The sequence below is a fragment of the Planktothrix pseudagardhii genome (assembly GCF_904830925.1).
Lineage (GTDB): Bacteria > Cyanobacteriota > Cyanobacteriia > Cyanobacteriales > Microcoleaceae > Planktothrix > Planktothrix tepida.
In genome coordinates, this window is sequence record NZ_LR882967.1 from 2,766,305 (window position 1) to 2,786,733 (window position 20,429).

Below are 20,429 nucleotides of genomic sequence, written 5' to 3' on the forward strand. Positions count from 1 at the left end.
ACTAATTTATTGAATCCTAAACTTTCAAAGAGGTGAAAAATGGCTTATTCTTATCCTGAAGGGTATCATAAAAATAGGAAAGTTGAACAATTAGCGAAAAAACTCAACGGCTGTTGGATTCAAACCTTAGATGGGGAAGTTGTTGGTCAAGTCATTGATGTTATTTACAATGCTAAAGGAAAAGTGGAATTAGTCGTTCCTCTAAATATAACGTCTGAAAATCGTCAGCAATTATTGTTACTCAAAGCGAACTTAATTAAACAAACTAATATTGATGATCGTTTACTTTTTATTGAACGAACACCAGAGTTAGAACCGTTTCTCAAGACCAACCCAAATTCCTCAACTCCTCAACAATATTTTCCCACACCCATCCCATCCTTTTCTCTCAACGATGAAGAAGATGAAACCGATTCAACCTTACCATTACCTGCTTCTGAAAATCAACCCAATATTGTCGATAATATAACCATTCCTTTAAAAGAAGAAAAATTAATCGTCGAACGGGAACGCCGTAAAGTAGGAGAAGTTGTTATTCGTAAACAAGTTGAAACTCATTTTGTTCAAGTTCCGGTTAAACGAGAAAAACTTGTCATTGAGCAAGTCGGAACCGATGATCAAATCTTAGCAGAAATTCCGTTATCTGAAGAAACAATTCGAGTCGTCAAAACCGAAAATCCAGACCCCCAATAGTTGCTTAGTGGGTTTCCATTTGTTGTAAAATAACTTGACGCACTAAAGCCGCTTGTTGTTCTGCTTCCTGTGCCCGTTGTAAAAATTGGCTTTCTGAGAGGGCACGATGATGGGTTCGAGCTTGGGCTGCCATCCGTCGTGCTAACGCCGCTTTTTCTTCTAACGCCCGAATAGCCCCCCACAACGCCCGTTCTACATCATTCCCTTGTTGTTCGAGTAAACTATCCACAGAATAGGCGTGTCCGACATGGCACCGATATCGTAGTAAATTTCCCTCTTGTAATTCCCACAACACCCCCCCACAGTCTGGACAGGTTAACATTGAGGCAGACCCGGAATGTTTTCCTTGTTCCAAATCCGCTTTATGCTGGGCGACAATTTCACTTTCTTTGGCGATTTCATCCACCATAATTTCTTCCTGCTGAATCGGTTGATGGGTAAGCTGAATCAACATCGATGGGATGTCTGCAACCTTTAAAATATGGTCAATTTTCACCCGTTCAATGGCACTGCGGGGCATTCCTGAAAACAAAGCTTCATCAGGATCTTGTACAATCGTCACGCCGCCATAGTGTTTGATTAAAGCTAACCCTACGGTTCCATCATCCATGCTTCCTGATAAAATCACTCCGATGACTCGTCGCCGATAGGAATGGGCAGCCGAACGAAACATCGTATCAATCGACGGACGAAAGGCATTTTCACGGGGGCCATGACTTAACTGAATCTGCTCTGGTTTAATGATTAAATGATAATCTGGCCGAGCAACATAGATGATTCCGGGGCGAATGACTTCGTTATCCTGGGGATGTACCGCTTGCAGATGTCCCCGTCGGTTGAGAATTTGAGGCAAAACACTAATACTATTACTAGGAAAATGTAAGGTGATGAACAAAGTGGCGGGGAAGTCGCCGGGTAGAGGATTGACCAGTCGGGTTAATGCTTCTACTCCCCCAGCCGACGCACCAATCACAATAATGTCAGGTTTGACCATTAGTTTTCCCGGTAACGAGGATTTTTCAAATTGATGAAAGAGACGAAAGCATTGAACAGTTCCTAAAACTAGACTATCATTTTATTTTCGATCCTGATGAAAAACCATCATCTATTTTTGATTAAAAGGGTTGACTGAGTGAATTAAAAGTGTCTCATTTATTCTCCAAAATTTAAGCAATATTCATCTCAAGGAGGTCAATCAACGTGACGAATTCCAGTAAAAACATAGAATTTGAAGCTCTGCTGGACTATGTAAAACGGAGTCGAGGGTTTGACTTTGCTGGATATAAACGTTCGAGCTTAATGCGTCGCGTCAACAAACGGATGCAAACGATTAATATTGAAGGCTATAGTAATTATCTGGATTATTTAGAAGTTCACCCCGAAGAATTTAATTTTTTATTTACCACCATCTTAATTAATGTTACCTCTTTTTGGCGAGATCGCACCGCTTGGGATTATGTCAGAGATGAAATTATCCCCCGAATTCTAGCCACTAAAGAACCTCATGAAACCATCAGAATTTGGAGTGCTGGCTGTGCTTCGGGTGAAGAAGCGTATACAATTTCGATGATGGTTGCAGAAGCAATTGGTATTGAGCAGTTTCGAGAACGGGTTAAAATTTATGCCACAGATATTGATGAAGAAGCTCTGAATCAAGCTCGACAAGCAATTTATCTTCAGAAGGATCTCAATGGTTTATCTCCAGAACAAATCGAACAGTTTTTTGAAAAAATTGATACCCGTTATACCTTTCGTAAAGATTTACGTCGCTGCGTGATTTTTGGTCGTCATGATCTACTTCAAGATGCTCCGATTTCTAAAGTTGATTTATTAGTTTGTCGCAATACTTTAATGTATTTTAATGCGGAAGCTCAAAGCCGAATTTTAGCTCGATTTCACTTTGCTCTGCGGGATGGAGGATTCCTGTTTTTAGGAAAAGCGGAGATGTTATTAACTCATGCTAATACCTTTACACCTACAGATTTAAAGTGTCGGGTTTTTGCCAAAGTTCCTAAACTCAATCTTCGAGATCGATTATTAATTATGGCACAAACAGGGAATGAAGAAGCCGTAAACCATCTTTCTAGTCATGTTCGTTTACGCGAATTAGCCTTTGATAGTGGCCCCTGCGCCCGGATTATTATTGATACCAATGGTTTACTCGCCCTGGCGAATGAACGTGCCCGATTTTTATTTAGTTTAACCACCCGTGATGTCGGACGTCCATTGCAAGATTTAGAGATTTCCTATCGTCCCATTGAATTACGTTCTTGTATGGAACAAGCTTACAGTGAAAAACGGCCTGTGAATATTCGAGATATTGAATGGCAAATGGCTTCGGGTGATATTATTTTTATTGATGTCCAAGTTTGTCCGTTGTTAGATGCCAATAATCAAACGTTGGGAATTAGTATTAATTTTATTGATATGACTCGCTATAAAAATTTACAAGAAGATTTAGAACATTCTAATCAAGAATTAGAAATGGCCTATGAAGAATTACAGTCTACCAATGAAGAGTTAGAAACTACCAATGAAGAATTACAGTCTAGTAATGAAGAGTTAGAAACCACCAATGAAGAGTTACAGTCTACTAATGAAGAATTAGAGACGATGAATGAAGAGTTACAATCGACTAATGAAGAGTTACAAACAGTTAATGATGAATTACAGCGCAGAGGAGAAGAATTAAACCAAGCTAATGCCTTTTTACAATCAATTTTAACCAGTTTAAGAGGCGGTGTTGTGGTTCTCAATCGAGATTTACAAGTGCAAATTTGGAATTATAAATCCGAAGACCTTTGGGGTCTGAGACATGAAGAAGCGATTAAACAAAACTTTTTAAACTTGGATATTGGTTTACCCGTTGACAAGCTCAGACAACCGATTCGGATTTGTCTTTCCGGTGAACCCAATCAATCCTCAAAAATTATTGTTAATGCCATTAATCGTCGGGGAAAAAGCATTCAATGTCAAGTTAACTGTAGCCCCTTAATGGGTAGCCAAGGGCAAATTCAAGGCGTTATTTTATTAATGGAAGAATTAGAAGAGGCAAATAGTTAATCTTATAATAAAAACCCCCTGGCCCTAGGGGGGGGAATAAACATAGTCTAATAAATTTTGGTTTATGCAATTTGACAGTTTTTGATTTTTGTGATAGTGGGTTTTGAAATTATTAGGTTATAAGTTTTAATTAATTATTTAAGGTTTTATATAAATTATTTGTAATTTAATGCTAAAGGTAATCTATCCATTATCCTGTGAGTTATTATCGAATTGGATAGATTATGGATAACGTAGAGTGATTTTGTCGGACGCATAGCTCAGTTGGTTAGAGCTATGATGTTGACATCATGGGGGTTACAGATGAGAGTGATGATATCCCTTTTCTGTCACTCTCCGAGAGGTCGATCTCTAAAACCTTTATCAGTCAGCCAATACAAGCTATCCTAATACAAAAACGAAGTTTTTGTATTTGTTAGTAGAAATAAATCTTGCGATCGCAAAGCCTGCAAAAGCTCTAAAATCCAGAAATATCAAAAGTTTTTGGAGAGTGACAGAAGAGGGATAAATGGACACAACTGGACTCGAACCAGTGACCCCCACGATGTCAACGTGGTGCTCTAACCAACTGAGCTATGCGTCCGACAATTTCTTAATATAGCACAAGGTTTTAGAGGATGCAAGCTTTTTTCCAAAATTTTTGGGATTGAGACAGTAATAGCCGAAAACCGTTTAACAGTTAGGGGTTTAGTCGTTGAGTCTTTTTAACAAATCATTTAAAATAGCTATAGTCTTGATTACCCTAATTTATCAATGGGAGGCAACATGAACGTTGCTAAACTGTCCGGTCTGGGAATTGCTTGTTTTTGTTTAGCATTCAGCCAACCTGTGAAGGCGGAAATGTTAACGTTAGGGACGGCTTCAGGGGGTGAACAAATTAGACTGGATACCAATTCTATTCAACACAACGGAAATGCAGGGAGTTGGTGGTCAGGGTTTACTTATTATTTAGGAAATGAACGAATTCCAGCAGAGGCCCATTGTGGTCGAGGAATTTGGACGGTAGACGGTAAGGAATATTCGCCACAGTCTAAAGCCACTGAAAATATGTTGAGTATTGTTTGTTCGGCTAGACATATTCGAGAAGTTGAAGATATAGGTTATTCTCTAGTCTTTGACCCCCCTTCTAATGTGCGTTCTTCTCCAGACGGTGCCGTTAAATGTACTCTTGATAAAATGACGGTGATTCCAGTTTATGTTGAACCGAAAAATGGTTGGTATTCGACTCAAGCTTGTGGAGGAGGATGGATTCATGAAAGCCAAATTCGAGCGTTTCGTTAATTTTTTTCAGAAAGTATTTATAACATCCTTATTTCTTAAATTAAAGGGGAACTTTCTTAGGTCTACCTCCTTTTTTTCCATTTTTTCGAGCCGCTTCAGATTTTGCTTTTGAGGTGGCTTGACCGCCTTTTCGTCCGAGTTCAGCCATCCAAGATTTTGTACCAAAAATTCCCCTAACTAATTCAGGAATTCCAAAATCTACATCTAAACTATCCCAATGAATACTTTTACCTGATGGCGGTATCCAAACATCTGCTAATTGTTCTGGAGTAGCCTCAGCTAAACCTTGAGCGAGTCGAGGCGGAAAGCTAAAAATACTACCATTTTTTTACCTCATATTGATTTAGAGAAGATAAAGAACGTTAAACGTTGTTGTCTGATGAATAGGTTCTACTTATTCATCAGGAATACATTAGTTACTCTGGGACAATCACGTCAATATCCATGTCTCTACACCAAGCAAAATCATCAACATTAAAAGTATATATTCGCCTGATTCCGTGTGACATCATTTGGAGTTACGGTTACGTCATCATTACCTCCTTGATTAATTTGTTGATTGTCAGGAACAGACCGAAGTGCTGTTATAATTTCTTCGACAAGAGCAATTTGCTTGTCGCTGAGTCCAGTTACATCAACTACTGTAGTTTTCATAAGGAATCTTTTTTACCTCCAAAAGAGGTGAAAGATAGTGTAAATTGATGGTGAAATGAATACTCTGAAAAGGCAGAACTTAAAAATAAGTCTACCTTCTCAGGGACACTCTACATTCATCTTAACACATCTAACCAATTATGGGTTAGTAACAATGAAATATGGGGTTAAAGATTGAAGTATTTAGAAACAGGATGATAGGTAATAAACGCCGTTGTAGACTGTTCTGGATAGAGTTGTTCACTTTCATCCATAAACATATTAATCCGGTCAGTTTGTAACAGTTCCACCTGTTTATATTGGTCTTGAATATTCGGACAAGCCGGATATCCAAAACTATAGCGAGAACCCCGATGACGTTGGGCTAAAACATCTCGAACATTATCGGGTTCTTCATTGCCAAACCCTAATTCTCGACGAATTTTTGCGTGAGTCCATTCCGCTACCGCTTCTGCGGTTTGCACAGCCATTCCATGAAAATACAAATAATTGGTATAGTCGTTGGCTGCAAATAGTTTTTGGGCGTATTCGGTGGCAATTTCTCCCACTGTTACCGCTTGCATCGGGAAGACATCAATCTGTCCGGTTTCTTTGGGGGCAAAAAAGTCCGCAATACACAACCGTCGCCCTGATTTTTGTCGAGGAAAGTCAAAACAGGCTACCTGTTTTTGATGATTTTCAGGGTCATAAATTAATAAAGAGTTATCTTCTGCTTGACAGGGAAAATAACCGTAAATCACCGTTGGATGTAATAAGTTTTCCGCTAAAATTTTTGCTTTCCATTCCGTTAAAATAGGATAGACTTTTTCCGCTAAGAAAGCATCGTATTCTTCCCGTGATTGTTCTCTGGGTTTACGGAATTGCCATTGACCTGCAACTAAGGCTTGTAAATCTAAATACCAAAAAACCTCCTCTAAAGAAATATCTTCTGGTTGTAAGATTTTTGTTCCCCAGAAGGGCGGGGTAGGTCGGTGAATATTAACATCAACGGCTTCAGAACGTCGGGTATCGATGACAATTTCTTCAGGACTTTCTGAAACCTGTTTCACCGTTTCTAACTTGACTTTAATTTTCTTCTCTTCTGCATATTCTCCTAAAAATCCTTGAGCATCATCCCATTTTTCTGCTTTTTTTGCAGGCATCAATTTATCCATAAAGTTCAAGTCTGAAAAGGCATCTTTTCCATAAATGACTTGACCTTTATAGGTATTTTGGCAATCTTCATAAACAAATTTCGGCGTTAATGCAGCCCCTCCTAAAATAACTGGAACTGTGATTCCTGCTTCGTTAAACGCCTCTAAATTATCTTTCATAAAGGCGGTGGATTTCACTAATAATCCACTCATGGCAATACAGTCGGCTTTATGTTCTTGGTAAGCATTGATAATATTTTCAACGGGTTGTTTAATCCCTAAATTAATCACCCGATAGCCGTTATTCGATAAAATAATATCGACTAAATTTTTACCAATATCATGCACATCCCCTTTAACAGTAGCAATGATAAAGGTTCCTTTGGAATTATCCCCCGTTTCCGATTTTTCCATGTAGGGTTCTAAATAGGCAACGGCGGCTTTCATGGTTTGGGCAGATTGTAATACAAAAGGTAACTGCATTTGTCCAGAACCAAACAATTCTCCGACCACTTTCATGCCATCTAACAGCAAATTATTGATAATATCCAAAGGCGGATATTGTTTCAAAGCTTCCGCTAACGCATCATCTAAACCAATGCGTTCTCCGTCAATAATATGACGTTTTAACCGTTCTTCTATAGGAAGGTTAGCATCTCCAGAACGATCTCGTTTTGTCGTTTTCCCTTGAAAAAGGTTGGTGAGTTCTCCTAACGGGTCATAAATACAAACATCCCCATCAAATCCTCGTTGATCATAAATTAATTTGCGGCAAACGTCTTGATGTTCAGCGTCTATTTTAGCTAAGGGTAAAATCTTATTCGCACTCACAATAGCTGAATCTAACCCCACTTGCATTGCTTCATGAAGGAAGACAGAATTTAACACTTGTCGCGCGGCTGCATTTAACCCAAAGGAAATATTAGAAACCCCTAAAACAACATGACATCCGGGTAACTCTTGACGAATTTGGCGAATAGAATCGATTGTTGCTTTGCCGTTATTCCGGTCTTCTTCAATACCTGTAGAAATCGGTAAAGCTAAAGGATCAAAAAAGATTTCATGGGCGGGAATTCCATAGTTAATGGCATCATTATAGGCACGTTTAGCAATTTCAAATTTTTTCTCAGCCGTTCTTGCCATTCCGTCTTCATCAATGGTTCCTACCACAATAGCAGCCCCATATTTTTTCGCTAATTCTAATACTTTAAAAAAGCGTTCTTCCCCGTCTTCATAGTTGGTAGAATTCAGTAAACATTTACCCCCAGCAACTTTTAACCCGGCTTCCATTTTCTGCCATTCGGTGGAGTCTAACATCAAGGGTAAATTTACATTGGTGACGACGCGAGACACCAATTCACGCATATCTCGCACCCCATCACGTCCGACATAATCGACGTTAACATCTAAAATTTGCGCCCCTTCTTTTATCTGGGATTTCGCTAAGGAAACTAACCCATCCCAATCTTCTGCATTCAGTAAATCTCGACATTTTTTTGACCCACTGGCGTTGAGACGTTCCCCAATAATTAAAAAGGAGTTTTCCTGTTCATAACTTTGGGTACTATAAATAGAAGATGCCGCCGGAATTAACTGGGGTTCTCGTTGTTTGGGTTTGAGGGTTTTGGAAATTTCAGCTAAGGCTTGAATATGCTCATAACGAGTTCCACAGCAGCCACCAATGACTTGAACTCCCAAGTCTTCAACAAAGTGCATTAACGCCATTCTCAGTTCCATAGGCGTTAATTTATAATGGGCTTTACCCCCAATATTTTCGGGTAAACCTGCGTTAGGAATACAAGACACAATAAAGGGAGAATGTTCACATAAATAGCGAATATGTTCTTTCATTAAATCGGGGCCAGTGGCACAATTTAATCCTAAAATATCAATATTATAAGGTTCTAAAATCGTTAACGCCGCGCTCATTTCTGACCCGACTAACATGGTTCCAAAGGATTCCATTGTGACAGAAACCATAATCGGGCGACGTTCTCCTTTTTTAGCAAAAACATCTTCAATTCCGTTTAAGGCTGCTTTAATTTGCAGTACATCTTGGCAAGTTTCAACAATGAATAAATCCACACCCCCATCAAATAATCCTTCGGCTTGTTCTGCAAACGCATGATGTAAGGTATCAAAATCAATATGTCCGAGGGTAGGAAGTTTGGTTCCTGGCCCCATTGAACCTGCAACGAATCGAGGTTTTTCCGGTGTCGAATATTCTTCTGTTAAATGTTTTGCTAATTCGGCTGCGGTTTTGTTTAAATGATATGCTTTATCCGCTAAATTATATTCGCCTAAAACAATAGAAGTTGCACCAAAAGTATCAGTTTCAATTACATCTGCACCTGCTTCTAAAAACCCTCGATGAACATTGGCAACGGCTTCCGGTTTGGTATAAATTAAATATTCATTACAGCCTTCATAATCTTTTCCGCCAAAATCATCCGCCGTCAGGTTTTGGGTTTGTAGGTTGGTTCCCATTCCTCCATCAAATACGATAACGGGACGTTCAGGACTGTGGAGGCGGTCTAAAAATGCGCTTTTCATAGAGTGTTAATGATAGGAAGCAAGGGTAATTTTACAATTTTACACGAAGAAACCAGGTTCGGGGGTAAAAAGTCTGGGTTTAACCCTGAGATCTTTAAGAAAAAAGTAGGTTTCTAAGTTTTATGATAAAATTAGATTGTCATTATCTATCTAGGCTAAAATTAAAAATGTAAGTCTTGATATTCTCAACATCCTAAAAACAGGATTTACTGTTTTTAAGGGGCGATTGATTATCAAAAATCAGGAGGGTTTCAACTCCATCAATTCCGACCCATTTTTAACCGTTCAGTGTTTCCTTGTTCTGTATTTCCCTATTTCTGTAGTCAACTCCCAACCGAAATCAAGTCGTTTTCTCGATTGGGGTTTTATACTCATCAGAGTAGGGAAATTCCACCGGAATTAATCTCCTTCTCTGACTTTTAATTCTTCGGGTCAAATTCTCCTTATGGTTCTACCGTTGTGGGTGTAGAAAGAGACTCTAAATAATGCAGAAAATCCAATAATTCTGCATCCGTTAATAAACGGCGAGAACGCTTTCCATAGGTTTTTTGTAAATAGGAAGAACCCTGTTCAGGAGTCCAACCTAAGCGCTTTAATTCAATATCCGTTTTAGCAATATCTGAGGAAAAATCCGTTGTTTCCAGGGGACGACTTGCAGGTGCTGGACTACTCAATTCCGGTTCATCATTATAAGTCGAAACTGCTTCTGTTGTTGAGGTGGGAATCGGGGGTAAAGACGCACTCCGTCCTTTAGACCCCTTAGCAGGAGATGATTTTGTTTCTTTCTCAGAACTGGAGGCTTGTTTTTCCGTTTTAGGCTGGATATAGGTTGCTGATAACCAGTCATCCGAAGTTAAGGAAGAAGACTCCGCCATTCTCACATTAAGGGTTTCCTCAGAAACAACCGCAGACGACACCGGGGAAGGACTCTCAATTTTCACAGGTTCTGAGGGGAAAGGGAGAGGACTAACAACTTGATTCTTAACCTCCATCACCACAGGTTTCAACGGTTCAGTTGGACTCGAAATTTTAGGGAGGGTTGTGTCCAGTTCCAGCGCTTGAATGGCTCGTTTCTTCGCTTGATCTTCTGCCAATTCAACAGTATCCGCCGCCGCTAATCCCGTTGTCAAGATTACACCCTCCACTTGGACAACGGCGCGAACCACATATTTTCCTTGATAAATCGTCAGTAACTCAGAAATTAAACTTCCTGTAGGATAACGAGTTCTTAATTGAGACAGCATCATTAAAATTTCCTAAACAAACTACGATATACTTAAAAATTAGTCATTTACGCAGCCCTACGTCACAAATTCTGTACCCTATCCCGACAGCACCAAGGGAATCAACATTGGGTGCTATTCCATACGCTCAGAGTGAGTTGGCTTGAAGGCAATAGATGTTACGGTCTAATCCAAAGCCTTTCGCATCTATCATCCGACAGACCGCTTTCCGCATTCCTCATTGTAACACTGTCCTTGATGGGGTTCTGCGATGAGCCACTGAGGAATTCCTACACCTCCTCAATGGGAGAGCAAGCAGGGCAGAGTTCAGGCTAGTACAGCAGGCAAATGACTCTAAACTCACAGTAAAAAACCCTTAAAACAGGTTGACTTTGTGAGTCTGGGTCTGTATTGAACTGGCGAATTGGACACCTAACTGTACTAGAATAGTTCCCTGGGTTTCATCTGCTAAACGATGAGGTGATCTGACTCGCGCAAGGATGATTACGGTTGCGACACTGACCACTGGCCTAAATTCAGACAACGAGGATTAATCGCTACATGGAATTTTCAATCGCTACACTGTTAGCTTATTTTTCCGATGATAAATTAGTCGCCCCCAAAGCGCTAGAAAAAAAACTCGCTCCCGACGAGGAAAGTCTCCGTAGATTTCAGATTGCTTTGGATGCGTTAGAACGGATTGGTGTTTTAGAAAAAGATAAGGGTCGCTATCGACGAATTCCCGAAGAAGGAATTGTAGAAGCGAAACTGCGATGTTCGAGTAAAGGCTTCTGTTTTGCCATTCAAGATGCCGAGGGAGCAGAAGATGTTTATATTCGAGAAAGCCATCTCAGTACCGCTTGGAATGGCGATCGCGTTCTCGTTAGGATTATAAAAGAAGGAAGCCGCCGCCGTTCACCCGAAGGGGAAGTTTATCTGATTTTAGAAAGAGCTAATCCTTCGGTTTTAGCCCGAATTAAACAAACCAAAACAGGCTATCGCGCCGTTCCCTTAGATGATCGTTTGTTATTTGAATTAGATTTAATTAATGATCCTCAAGAATTAAGTGGAGCGGTCGATCATTTAGTTCATGTTGAGGTCTTACGTTATCCCATTGGTGTCCATCGTCCGATGGGTCATGTGGTTCAAATTCTGGGTTCTGATGCGGAAGATGCGGATGATTTAGATATTGTTTGTTGTAAACATGATTTACCGCGAAAATGGCCCGCCGGAGTCTTACGAGAAGCCGAAGCCATTTCTAACACTTTGAAAAAAACTGATCTCAAAAATCGGGTTGATATTCGCAATGTCTTAACGATTAGTTTTCAACCAGATTTAGGAAATCCTGAATTTTCGGTTTTCAAAGATTCAGAACCTCCCCACCGTCTCCCCTGCATTGATCATGCCTTTAGCATCGAACCAACAAAATCTGATCAGTGGCAATTGGGAATTCATTTAGCGGATGCTGCCCATTATATTCTCCCCGATAGCGATCTTGATCGAGAAGCGCGTAAACGGGGAACGGCTATTTATTTAGCCGATAAACTGATTCCCATTTATCCTGAAACCCTGTGTTGCGAACGGTTGGCCTTAGTTCCCAATGAGGAACGATTAACCCTGTCCATTATGATTACGTTGGATATGGCCGGACGAGTCGTTGAATACGACATCCAACCGAGTGTGGTACGGGTAGATCATCAACTCACCTTTGAACAAGCTCAGGCTATTCTCGATGGTGAGCCATCTCCCTTTGCCAACGTTTTAGAAAATTTGTTAGAACTGAGTCGGGCTGTGCGACAAATTCGCCTAGAACGAGGTAGTTTTGAACTCAATTTACCCGATACCCATTGCCACTTTGATGATGAAGGGGAATTAGGGCCGATTGTTCTGTCTTCATTATCTCCCGCCCGGGCGATGATTTCGGAATTAACGGTATTAGCGAATCAAATTGTCGCTAGTCATTTACACACCTTGGGAGTTCCGGCGATTTATCGGGTTCAACCGCCACCAGAATCATCCGATGTGTCAGAGTTAGCAAAATTATCGACCCATTTGGGGACGGAATTGTTTTTGGAAGAAGACGAAGAAGTTCAACCGAGTACCTTCCAAGAATTTACCGAAGAATTAGCCAATAGTCGAGCCGAACGGGTTTTAAGTTATTTATTAGAAGAAACCCTCAAACCTGCGGTTTACAGTACCACAGCAAAACTCCATTTTGGGTTAGCGCTTCCTTGTTATACCCATTGCACTTCTCCCCTGTCTCGCTATTGCGATTTACAGATTTTGCGAGTCCTGAAAACCGTATTTGAAGAAGGACGCGATCGCCGTTCAACTCGTGCAAAAGATCGAGTGGAGTTGGGACATTCTTCCTGTCATGGCAAAATTAGCTGGAATGTGCTTCCCCCGGAAATTCAGCATGAGTTAGAAAGTCAGTTTACCCAGTTAGTGGTGCATCTGAGTGAACGGGAAAGCGTTGCGGTGGATGCGGAGGAAGACTTAGAAGGACTCAAGAAAACCGGGTTCATGAAGGAACGCACAGGTCAAAACTTTGTGGGGTTAATTACTGGGGTTCAGTCCTACGGGTTCTTTGTGGAAATTGAGGTACAGTCCCCTGGTGGCACAATGTTACGGGTGGAAGGACTGGTTCATGTCTCCTCCCTCAAAGATGACTGGTATGAATACCGTTCTCGTCAACAAACCTTAGTCGGTCGCAAAAATCGCAATCAATACCGTCTAGGGGATAATGTCGAAGTTCAGGTGAAAAGTGTAGACTACTATCGTCAACAAATTGATTTAGTTGCTGTTGGTGGAGGCAGTGAAGCGTCAGATGACAACGATGAACCTTATTTTCCCTAAACCTTAATTTTGTCGATACAATCCCCTGTAGAGACGTGCCAAAAGCCTTACGGCATGGCTTCGCCCAGGCACGTTTCTACAACCTCTCTCCTTCTTTTAAAAAATGTCTATTACACAACTGATTACTTTACTAATTCTTGTGGGAGGCTTGGCGATCTTTACGATTCAAAATCTAACGCCATCCCTACCTTTAATTTTTTTAGGAAATCAACTCCCTGCCTTACCGCTTTCTCTGTGGATTTTAATCGGGATCACCGCCGGAATATTAACTTATTGGATGATTGCCCAATTATTTCAATTCTCTAATACTAATCTTAAGGCTTCAACTGCCTTTCAAGGCTCTTCTAAACCGCCTGTAGAACCCGACCGTAATGCTTCTTGGGGTTATACTTCTCCGCCTCCTGAACCGCCTCAAACGTCGGGTTATACTGCCTATAATTCTGTTAGCCACTCTGAACCCGAACCTACTTTTAGCCGAAGTTCTGAGGATGATTGGGAAACAGAAGTTAAACCCTTTAATCCTTCTTGGGAAGCAGAAGATAGGACAGAACCCAGAAAATCTTCTAATAATCCTCAAAATTTTAATAGTAATTCTTCTGATGAAGAAGACTGGAATCAGGGAGAAGGTGAATCCTTAACCGATGAACCCAAAGTTTATGAAACCGAACAACAACCCAAATCAGAATCCTGGTCGGGTTCTGTTTATTCCTATGGTTATCGAGGAGATTCAAATCGTACCGGAGTTGGGAAAGTAGAAACAATTTATGATGCTGATTATCGGATTATCACCCCTCCTCCTCAAACTAAAATCCAAGATGATATTGAACCGCCCCATTATCCTGCTCAGGATGACGATGAAGATTGGGGATTAGAAGAAGAAGAGAGCGATGAACCCTATCGAAAATAAAGTTTAAATGATAGGGAGTTAAAGCGGGTTTTTATTAATAAAATCTCGTTTAATGATAGAATTAGATATTGAGTTGAAAGGGAGCTATAAATTTTGCAAGAACAGTTACAAGGAATTAATCTCTATTTAATTGGAATGATGGGATCGGGTAAAACTACCATTGGAGAAATTCTAGCCAAACAATTAGATTATCGATTTATCGATACCGATGAGTTGATTAGTAAAGTAGCCCATCAATCTATTTCTGAGATTTTTGCTACCGAAGGTGAAGAAGCCTTTAGAGATATAGAGTCTCAGGTTTTATCCCAACTTTGTGCGTATCAAAAATTTGTGATTTCTACAGGGGGAGGAATTATTCTGAAAAAGATGAATTGGAGTTATCTTCGACATGGAATTATCATTTGGCTTAATGTTCCCGTTGAAGAACTCTATAACCGTTTAAAAGAAGATACAACCCGACCTTTATTACAACATCCCGAACCGTTAAAACAATTACAAACCTTATTAGAACAACGCACTCGCCTTTATGCTCAAGCCGATCTCGAAATTATGATTAATTCCGGTGATACCCCGGAAGAAATTAGTAGCCAAATCTTAGAAAAAATTTCCTCCATTTTAAAACCTAAATCTAATGCTTTAAATTAAAAAATACGATTAAAACAAAGACCAATGCTGAAATCCAGACTGTGAAGCATTTTCTTACCTGTTCCCTGTTCCCTGTTCCCTACTATATGACTTATCGCAATCCGACTCCAACCGTTGATATAATTATTGAATTAATAGATCGTCCGGCTCGACCGATAGTATTAATTGAACGGAAAAATCCGCCCTTTGGATGGGCAATTCCGGGAGGATTTGTAGATTATGGAGAATCTGTAGAAACGGCCGCTATTCGAGAAGCCAAAGAAGAAACGGGATTAGAAATAGAATTAATTGAACAATTTTATGTTTATTCTGATCCGAATCGAGATCCCCGTCAACATACCTTAAGTGTTGTATTTTTAGCGACGGCTATTGGAGAACCCCAAGCAGCAGATGATGCCAAAAATTTAGAACTCTTTGAACCTTGGCAAATACCCCAAAACCTATGTTTTGATCATGATCGCATTCTCAAAGATTATTGGCGTTATCGACACTATAAAATTAGACCTCAAATTGATAATTGATAATTGATAATTGACAACTGACAACTGACAACTGATAACTGACAACTGACAACTGACAACTGATAACTGATAACTGATTAATATCCATCCGGCCCTATGGTGGTATGATCACATTGAGCATCGGATAAATTAGCCATTTTAGAGCGAAATAAATTGCAGCCTGCTAATTGAGCATTGGTTAACTTAGCATTTTCCAAATTAGCATTACTTAAATCCGAAAATCTTAAGTCAGCTTCTGTCAAATTAGCATTGTATAAATCGGCTCCTTGTAAATTACAATGTTGCAAATTCGCACCGCGTAAATCTGCATGGCGGAGGTTACATCGAGATAAACTGCAACCTTGAAGGTTGGCTTCGGATAAATCCACTTGGTAGAGTTGGGTATCTCCGAGTTGGGCATCTTGAAGTTGAGTTTGGTGTAAGTTAGCGTAACTCAGATTAGAATAGGGCATATAAATGCGGTTTAAGTTGCTGCCTGCCAAACTAATCTCTTCTAAGTTGGCTTCAAATAAATCTGACCCACTTAAATCTAGGGCTCCAAAGTCCCGTTTCCCATCGTTATAGAAATCCAGTAATTCCTTTGAACTAATTTTCTGCATTTTGTATCTATGAGCCACGACACTAAAACAACCTCCAAGGCTGAGGCCGTTGGAAAAAGCAGGAAGAGTATTTTTGCTTAACCTGTGTTTACTTTAAAACGCTGTAACAAATAGCAATGTTGTGTTAATAATTTTTTTGGCTTCTGTTGGAGTCATCCGTTAAACAGACTCAATCATCTGGGAATTGGCCCCGGTTCCCTAGGACGATCTCAGTCGAGGTAAAGCTATCCCAGGCAAGAGGAGTAAAATTGAAGAAGGAAAACAGATGCTTTAAAAATCGTACACTAGAAGCTTGTGATCTGAAATAGTGGGTGCGACTTGTTCCAGCCAAAATGGAACTTGTGACTCCCTCTTGTGTTTTGGAATTAATGTTGTGCTGCTATCGCAGCAACAGTGAGTGTAATGCAGTTAGAACAGTCCCAAAGTCAGTCAATCCCGATTATATTAGACAGTTTACCGGATTTAGCGATTTCTGAGAAAGGATGTCCACGTCGAGCCCGGTTAGAAATTGATTTGATGTTACTGGCAATTGAAGCCTTGTATCTGGGTGGTGCAGAACATATGCTAGTGGTCATCTCAGAACTCGATTTACAAACGGTGATTCAAAATCGGGTGAAATTATGGCGACTTCGTAGTACCAACCCGTTACGCAGGTTTAGTCAGCGTCGAACCCTAAGTCTGCTAGAGGCCAAAGCGTTAGTCGTGATTATCTGTAACCTCGGAAGACGGTTAACCGCCAAAATTCGGCAGTTACTCATGGATTATGAAGCCCTAAAACAAAAACAAATTCCGATTGAACGACATTTACAACTGTCCAACTACTTAACGCAATTTCGGGTACATTTCCGCAGTCGCATGAATCCCCGAAGGGCGTTGGTAATGGCTTATAGTTCTGATGAGAAGTTAAACCATTTAGCCATCCGTTTATTAGAGAAACTTCTGTTTTGCACCGGTACGGCTGGAATGCAGCGATTTTGGATTAGTTTGTTTGATGGAGAAGTCGAATGACGATTGAACGTCAATATAGTTTACCGAACTGCAAACTAATTTTGCAGGGCTTACCCCAAGGAAGCGATGGGAAATCCGACGGAAGAGCCAGTTTAAATCGGCTCATGAATGCAGAATGTCATTTTGTGGGCTACCCCCAACCGATTACCGGGGGACGGGAGTTTTTTGAGAGTTTGGTGCGACAGGTCAGTCGCTACGCTCAAGGGTTCCTGAGTGGACTCATTCTCCCTGAACAACCTCACGCCAAGCCGGAGTTAGTGGAATTACGCCCCATCGGAGGAGAGTTCCATCAGTTAAGGGTTTATGAGTCTTCAGAGGACAATCCCTCTGAGGAGTCTTCTTTACCTAATTCTCCAACCGTTACGGTAGATTTAACAACGGTACAATTATTTGACCTTGTTGAAGCAATAGATCAGTTTTTAGCGGATAGCCAAACCTTACCTGAATTATCTCTCCAGTTAAAACCTCTTTCTAAACGTTATCTGAAACCAGAACAACCTGTTGCTCAACGGGTGAAGCCCGCAGCTATTGGGGTATCGAGTTTGGCATTAACGGCTTTAGCTTTGTTTGCCTTGCCCATTCCCGATGTCAAACGACCCCAAGACCCGAAACTGCAACCCCAAGCACAGACGGAAACAATTCCCACACCCAGCGCGTCCCCCCCAACGGGATCACCGAGTTCAGCAACATCGGAAGCGCCTTTAGCGTCTAATCTGTCTAGTCCACAGCCCATTACTAATCCTCAAGAACTCAACGATTTAAAAGCTCAACTTGATGAAAAACTGGATAAAGCTTGGACACCGGCGGCGGATGTGAAAGTCCCCTTAGTTTATCGGGTGAGTGTGGCAAAAGATGGGGCAATTGTGGGTTATAAACCCCTAAATCCAGCAACAGAAACGGCAACGGCAACCGAACAAACGCCACTCCCGGATTTATTATATAAACCGGTTGGGAATCGTCCAATCAATGAACCGTTGGCAGATTTTCAAGTCACATTTAATCCTGATGGCAGTTTGGAGGTTCGGAGTTTATCAGGTATTAATAATCAATAGTCAGTTATCAGTCATGAGTCAGAAGTTAATAATTATTAGTTAATTTTTAATAATTATTAATTGATTATGTTATTGAGATACTTAACAGCTTGTTAGTCGCCCACTGTTAACTAAAAACTGATAACTGATAACTGATAACTGATAACTGATTATGGAGATTAATTGATGACAAAATCTGCAAAGCCACAAATTCAACCACCCCCGCCTCCGGTTCCTCGCCGATTTAACGGTCTATTGTTTGTGGGAACAATGGTGTTTAACCTCCTGCTGTTGACGGTGGGTTCGGTGCTGGCTTGGTTTGTGGGGATGGCAATTGCTCAAGTCTATCCGAATTCCCGGTCTGAAGTTCCCTTAACAGAACAGTTGCTTGAGAAAACCCAAAATTGGGGTACGGGGGGAATGATCCCGACTCCGGTGGTGAGTCCGAGTCCTGCTTCTCCTCAACCGATCCCCACACCCAGTCAAACTTTAACTGATCCCCAACGTCAACAACTGCGCCTTCAGTTGCAGCAACTCCAGGGACAGTTAAATACGCTCATGGGAAAAACGGCGGCTTTAGAAACTCAATTAGGATCGAGTCGTCCGACGGAACCTTTGGAGGAACGTTTACAAATTCTGGAACAGCAATTAGGGGCTGCAACTCCAACTTCTGGGTCGGGAAACAAAAAACCGACTCAACCTTCCCGCCCTGCGATTTCCACAACGCCGGAACGTCGTCAAAACTCGAATACCCTAATTGTTACGTTTCCCAGTGATGTGTTGTTTGATGTGGGGAGTACGATTTTGCGTCCAGGGGCTAACGTGATTTTAGATACGATTATTACGGATATTAAAACTTATAAAGGGGCTGCGGTGAGGGTGATTGGTCATACGGATAATCAAGGGAATCCTCAACAAAATTTAGATGTATCTTTTAGTCGTGCAGAAGCGGTGATGAAATATTTATCCGAAGCGGCTGGAACAGACTATCACTGGTCAGCGATTGGATATGGGTCTAATCGTCCTACTGTTAATAATAATTCTGAAAATAATCGCCAACTCAATCGACGTATTGAAGTCGCTATTACACCCTAGAAATAATCAAGGATTCATTCTTAAACTGATAACTGATGATGCGGATACTTGATAACTGATTAAAAGATAATGAAAATTGTTTTTTTTGGTACGCCTCAATTTGCCGTTCCGACTTTAGAACGGTTGTTAGACCATCCTGAATTTGACGTTTTAGCCGTTGTGACTCAACCGGATAAACGCCGAGGTCGGGGGAGTCAATTGACCCCTTCTCCGGTCAAAATATTAGCAGAAACCCATCAATTATCGATTTGGCAGCCCAAACGGGTGAAAAAAGATCAAAACACCTTAAATCTATTGCGAGAAGCTCAGGCGGATGTTTTTGTGGTGGTGGCTTATGGACAAATTTTATCCCCAGAAATTTTGGATATGCCTCGGTTGGGATGTGTGAATGGTCATGGCTCAATTTTACCGAAATATCGCGGAGCCGCCCCGATTCAATGGTGTTTATATCATGGGGAAGAGGAAACGGGAATGACTTCTATGTTAATGGATGCAGGGATGGACACTGGGCCGATGTTATTAAAAGCGGTGACACCCATTGGACTGTTAGAAAATGCAACGGATTTAGGACAACGTTTAGCCCAATTGGGGGCTGATTTATTAGTAGAAACATTACTCAAATTGGACAGAGGAGAAATTCAACCCATTCCTCAAGATCAAGCCTTGGCAACTTATGCCCCTTTAATTAAAGATCAAGATTATCATTTAGATTGGCATCGATCTGCGATCGCATTACATCATCAAATTCGAGCCTTTTACCCCAACTGTATCACATCATTTCGGGATAAACCCATGAAAGTTTGTGCTACTGTACCTTTAATCCCAGAATATCAGTCCCAATTTCCCCCGCAATACCAAAATTTGCAACAACAATGGCCCTATTTATCCCAACTTTCAGGACAACCGGGAGAAGTAGTCGCTTTAGTTAAACGTTTTGGGCCAGTGGTGCAAACGGGTGCAGGATTACTACTATTGACAGAAGTACAATTAGCTGGAAAACGAGTACAATCGGGTTTGGATTTTGCAAATGGAACCCGTCTAGCGGTTGGAGAAATTTTAGGATAGAATCATTCTGAATCTTAAAATAATAGAGCGTTTTACCAGGGGTGCCATTTTCACAGTAGAAAGAGGTAAATCTACCACAATTTTCAACTATAATTCAGCCTC

The 20,429-nt window shown here is 40.8% G+C and carries 16 protein-coding genes, 1 tRNA gene and 1 pseudogene; 11 read left to right on the forward strand and 7 right to left on the reverse strand.

Annotated features, from left to right (window positions below; genetic code table 11):
• Positions 1-39 precede the first annotated feature (39 nt).
• The gene (locus tag NMK36_RS11735; RefSeq protein ID WP_254173769.1) at positions 40-693 is read left to right on the forward strand and encodes a YsnF/AvaK domain-containing protein; all 654 of its coding nucleotides are present in this window, start codon (positions 40-42) and stop codon (positions 691-693) included.
• A gap of 4 nt (positions 694-697) precedes the next feature.
• Here NMK36_RS11735 and NMK36_RS11740 read toward each other — a convergent pair whose 3' ends face one another.
• Positions 698-1,687 (reverse strand): chemotaxis protein CheB, encoded by a 990-nt coding sequence (locus NMK36_RS11740; RefSeq protein WP_072721662.1) that lies wholly within the window; start codon positions 1,685-1,687, stop codon positions 698-700.
• 206 nt (positions 1,688-1,893) lie between these two features.
• Here NMK36_RS11740 and NMK36_RS11745 point away from each other — a divergent pair, with 206 nt between their 5' ends.
• On the forward strand, positions 1,894-3,756 hold the full coding sequence (locus NMK36_RS11745; protein ID WP_254173770.1) for a CheR family methyltransferase: 1,863 nt from the start codon (positions 1,894-1,896) through the stop codon (positions 3,754-3,756).
• 509 nt (positions 3,757-4,265) lie between these two features.
• Here NMK36_RS11745 and NMK36_RS11750 read toward each other — a convergent pair.
• A tRNA-Val gene (locus NMK36_RS11750) sits at positions 4,266-4,339 on the reverse strand.
• A gap of 182 nt (positions 4,340-4,521) precedes the next feature.
• Here NMK36_RS11750 and NMK36_RS11755 point away from each other — a divergent pair.
• Complete coding sequence (locus NMK36_RS11755; protein WP_254173771.1) at positions 4,522-5,037, forward strand: hypothetical protein; 516 nt, start codon at positions 4,522-4,524, stop codon at positions 5,035-5,037.
• A 175-nt stretch (positions 5,038-5,212) separates the two neighbouring features.
• On the opposite strand, the pseudogene NMK36_RS11760 reads toward NMK36_RS11755, so the two are convergent.
• The 4 genes and pseudogenes from NMK36_RS11760 to NMK36_RS11775 all read right to left on the reverse strand — a co-directional run.
• Positions 5,213-5,353 (reverse strand): annotated as a pseudogene (locus tag NMK36_RS11760) (DUF2442 domain-containing protein); the annotation flags it as partial.
• 158 nt (positions 5,354-5,511) lie between these two features.
• Positions 5,512-5,691, reverse strand: a complete 180-nt coding sequence (locus NMK36_RS11765) for a hypothetical protein (protein ID WP_072721655.1) — start codon at positions 5,689-5,691, stop codon at positions 5,512-5,514.
• 167 nt (positions 5,692-5,858) lie between these two features.
• Complete coding sequence (gene metH / locus NMK36_RS11770; RefSeq protein ID WP_254173772.1) at positions 5,859-9,377, reverse strand: methionine synthase; 3,519 nt, start codon at positions 9,375-9,377, stop codon at positions 5,859-5,861.
• Between the two features lie 443 nt (positions 9,378-9,820).
• On the reverse strand, positions 9,821-10,624 hold the full coding sequence (locus tag NMK36_RS11775; protein ID WP_245824357.1) for a hypothetical protein: 804 nt from the start codon (positions 10,622-10,624) through the stop codon (positions 9,821-9,823).
• Positions 10,625-11,161: 537 nt separating this feature from the next.
• Here NMK36_RS11775 and NMK36_RS11780 point away from each other — a divergent pair.
• From NMK36_RS11780 to NMK36_RS11795, 4 genes are all read left to right on the forward strand, one after another.
• Positions 11,162-13,456: a ribonuclease R family protein gene (locus NMK36_RS11780; RefSeq protein ID WP_072721650.1), complete on the forward strand. Its 2,295-nt coding sequence runs from the start codon at positions 11,162-11,164 to the stop codon at positions 13,454-13,456.
• A gap of 103 nt (positions 13,457-13,559) precedes the next feature.
• Entirely contained in the window at positions 13,560-14,363 is an 804-nt protein-coding gene (locus tag NMK36_RS11785; RefSeq protein ID WP_072721648.1) for a hypothetical protein, read from the forward strand.
• A gap of 93 nt (positions 14,364-14,456) precedes the next feature.
• Entirely contained in the window at positions 14,457-15,008 is a 552-nt protein-coding gene (locus tag NMK36_RS11790) for a shikimate kinase (RefSeq protein WP_139295146.1), read from the forward strand.
• An 86-nt stretch (positions 15,009-15,094) separates the two neighbouring features.
• Positions 15,095-15,529 carry an NUDIX domain-containing protein gene (locus NMK36_RS11795; protein ID WP_254173773.1) on the forward strand — a complete coding sequence of 145 codons (435 nt, stop codon included), beginning with the start codon at positions 15,095-15,097 and terminating at the stop codon, positions 15,527-15,529.
• Positions 15,530-15,606: 77 nt separating this feature from the next.
• On the opposite strand, the gene NMK36_RS11800 is transcribed toward NMK36_RS11795, so the two are convergent.
• The gene (locus NMK36_RS11800; protein WP_072721641.1) at positions 15,607-16,128 is read right to left on the reverse strand and encodes a pentapeptide repeat-containing protein; all 522 of its coding nucleotides are present in this window, start codon (positions 16,126-16,128) and stop codon (positions 15,607-15,609) included.
• Between the two features lie 402 nt (positions 16,129-16,530).
• On the opposite strand from NMK36_RS11800, the gene NMK36_RS11805 reads away from it, so the two are divergent.
• The 4 genes from NMK36_RS11805 (at position 16,531) to fmt (ending at position 20,327) form a co-directional block, all read left to right on the forward strand.
• Complete coding sequence (locus NMK36_RS11805) at positions 16,531-17,136, forward strand: DUF3038 domain-containing protein (protein WP_254173774.1); 606 nt, start codon at positions 16,531-16,533, stop codon at positions 17,134-17,136.
• A complete protein-coding gene (locus NMK36_RS11810) occupies positions 17,133-18,188 on the forward strand; it encodes a DUF4335 domain-containing protein (protein ID WP_254173775.1) in 1,056 nt (351 codons plus the stop codon). Before NMK36_RS11805 ends, NMK36_RS11810 begins: the two co-directional genes overlap by 4 nt.
• A 165-nt stretch (positions 18,189-18,353) precedes the next feature.
• On the forward strand, positions 18,354-19,262 hold the full coding sequence (locus NMK36_RS11815; protein WP_072721636.1) for an OmpA family protein: 909 nt from the start codon (positions 18,354-18,356) through the stop codon (positions 19,260-19,262).
• Positions 19,263-19,331: 69 nt separating this feature from the next.
• Positions 19,332-20,327 carry a methionyl-tRNA formyltransferase gene (gene fmt, locus NMK36_RS11820; RefSeq protein WP_254173776.1) on the forward strand — a complete coding sequence of 332 codons (996 nt, stop codon included), beginning with the start codon at positions 19,332-19,334 and terminating at the stop codon, positions 20,325-20,327.
• Positions 20,328-20,429 lie beyond the last annotated feature (102 nt).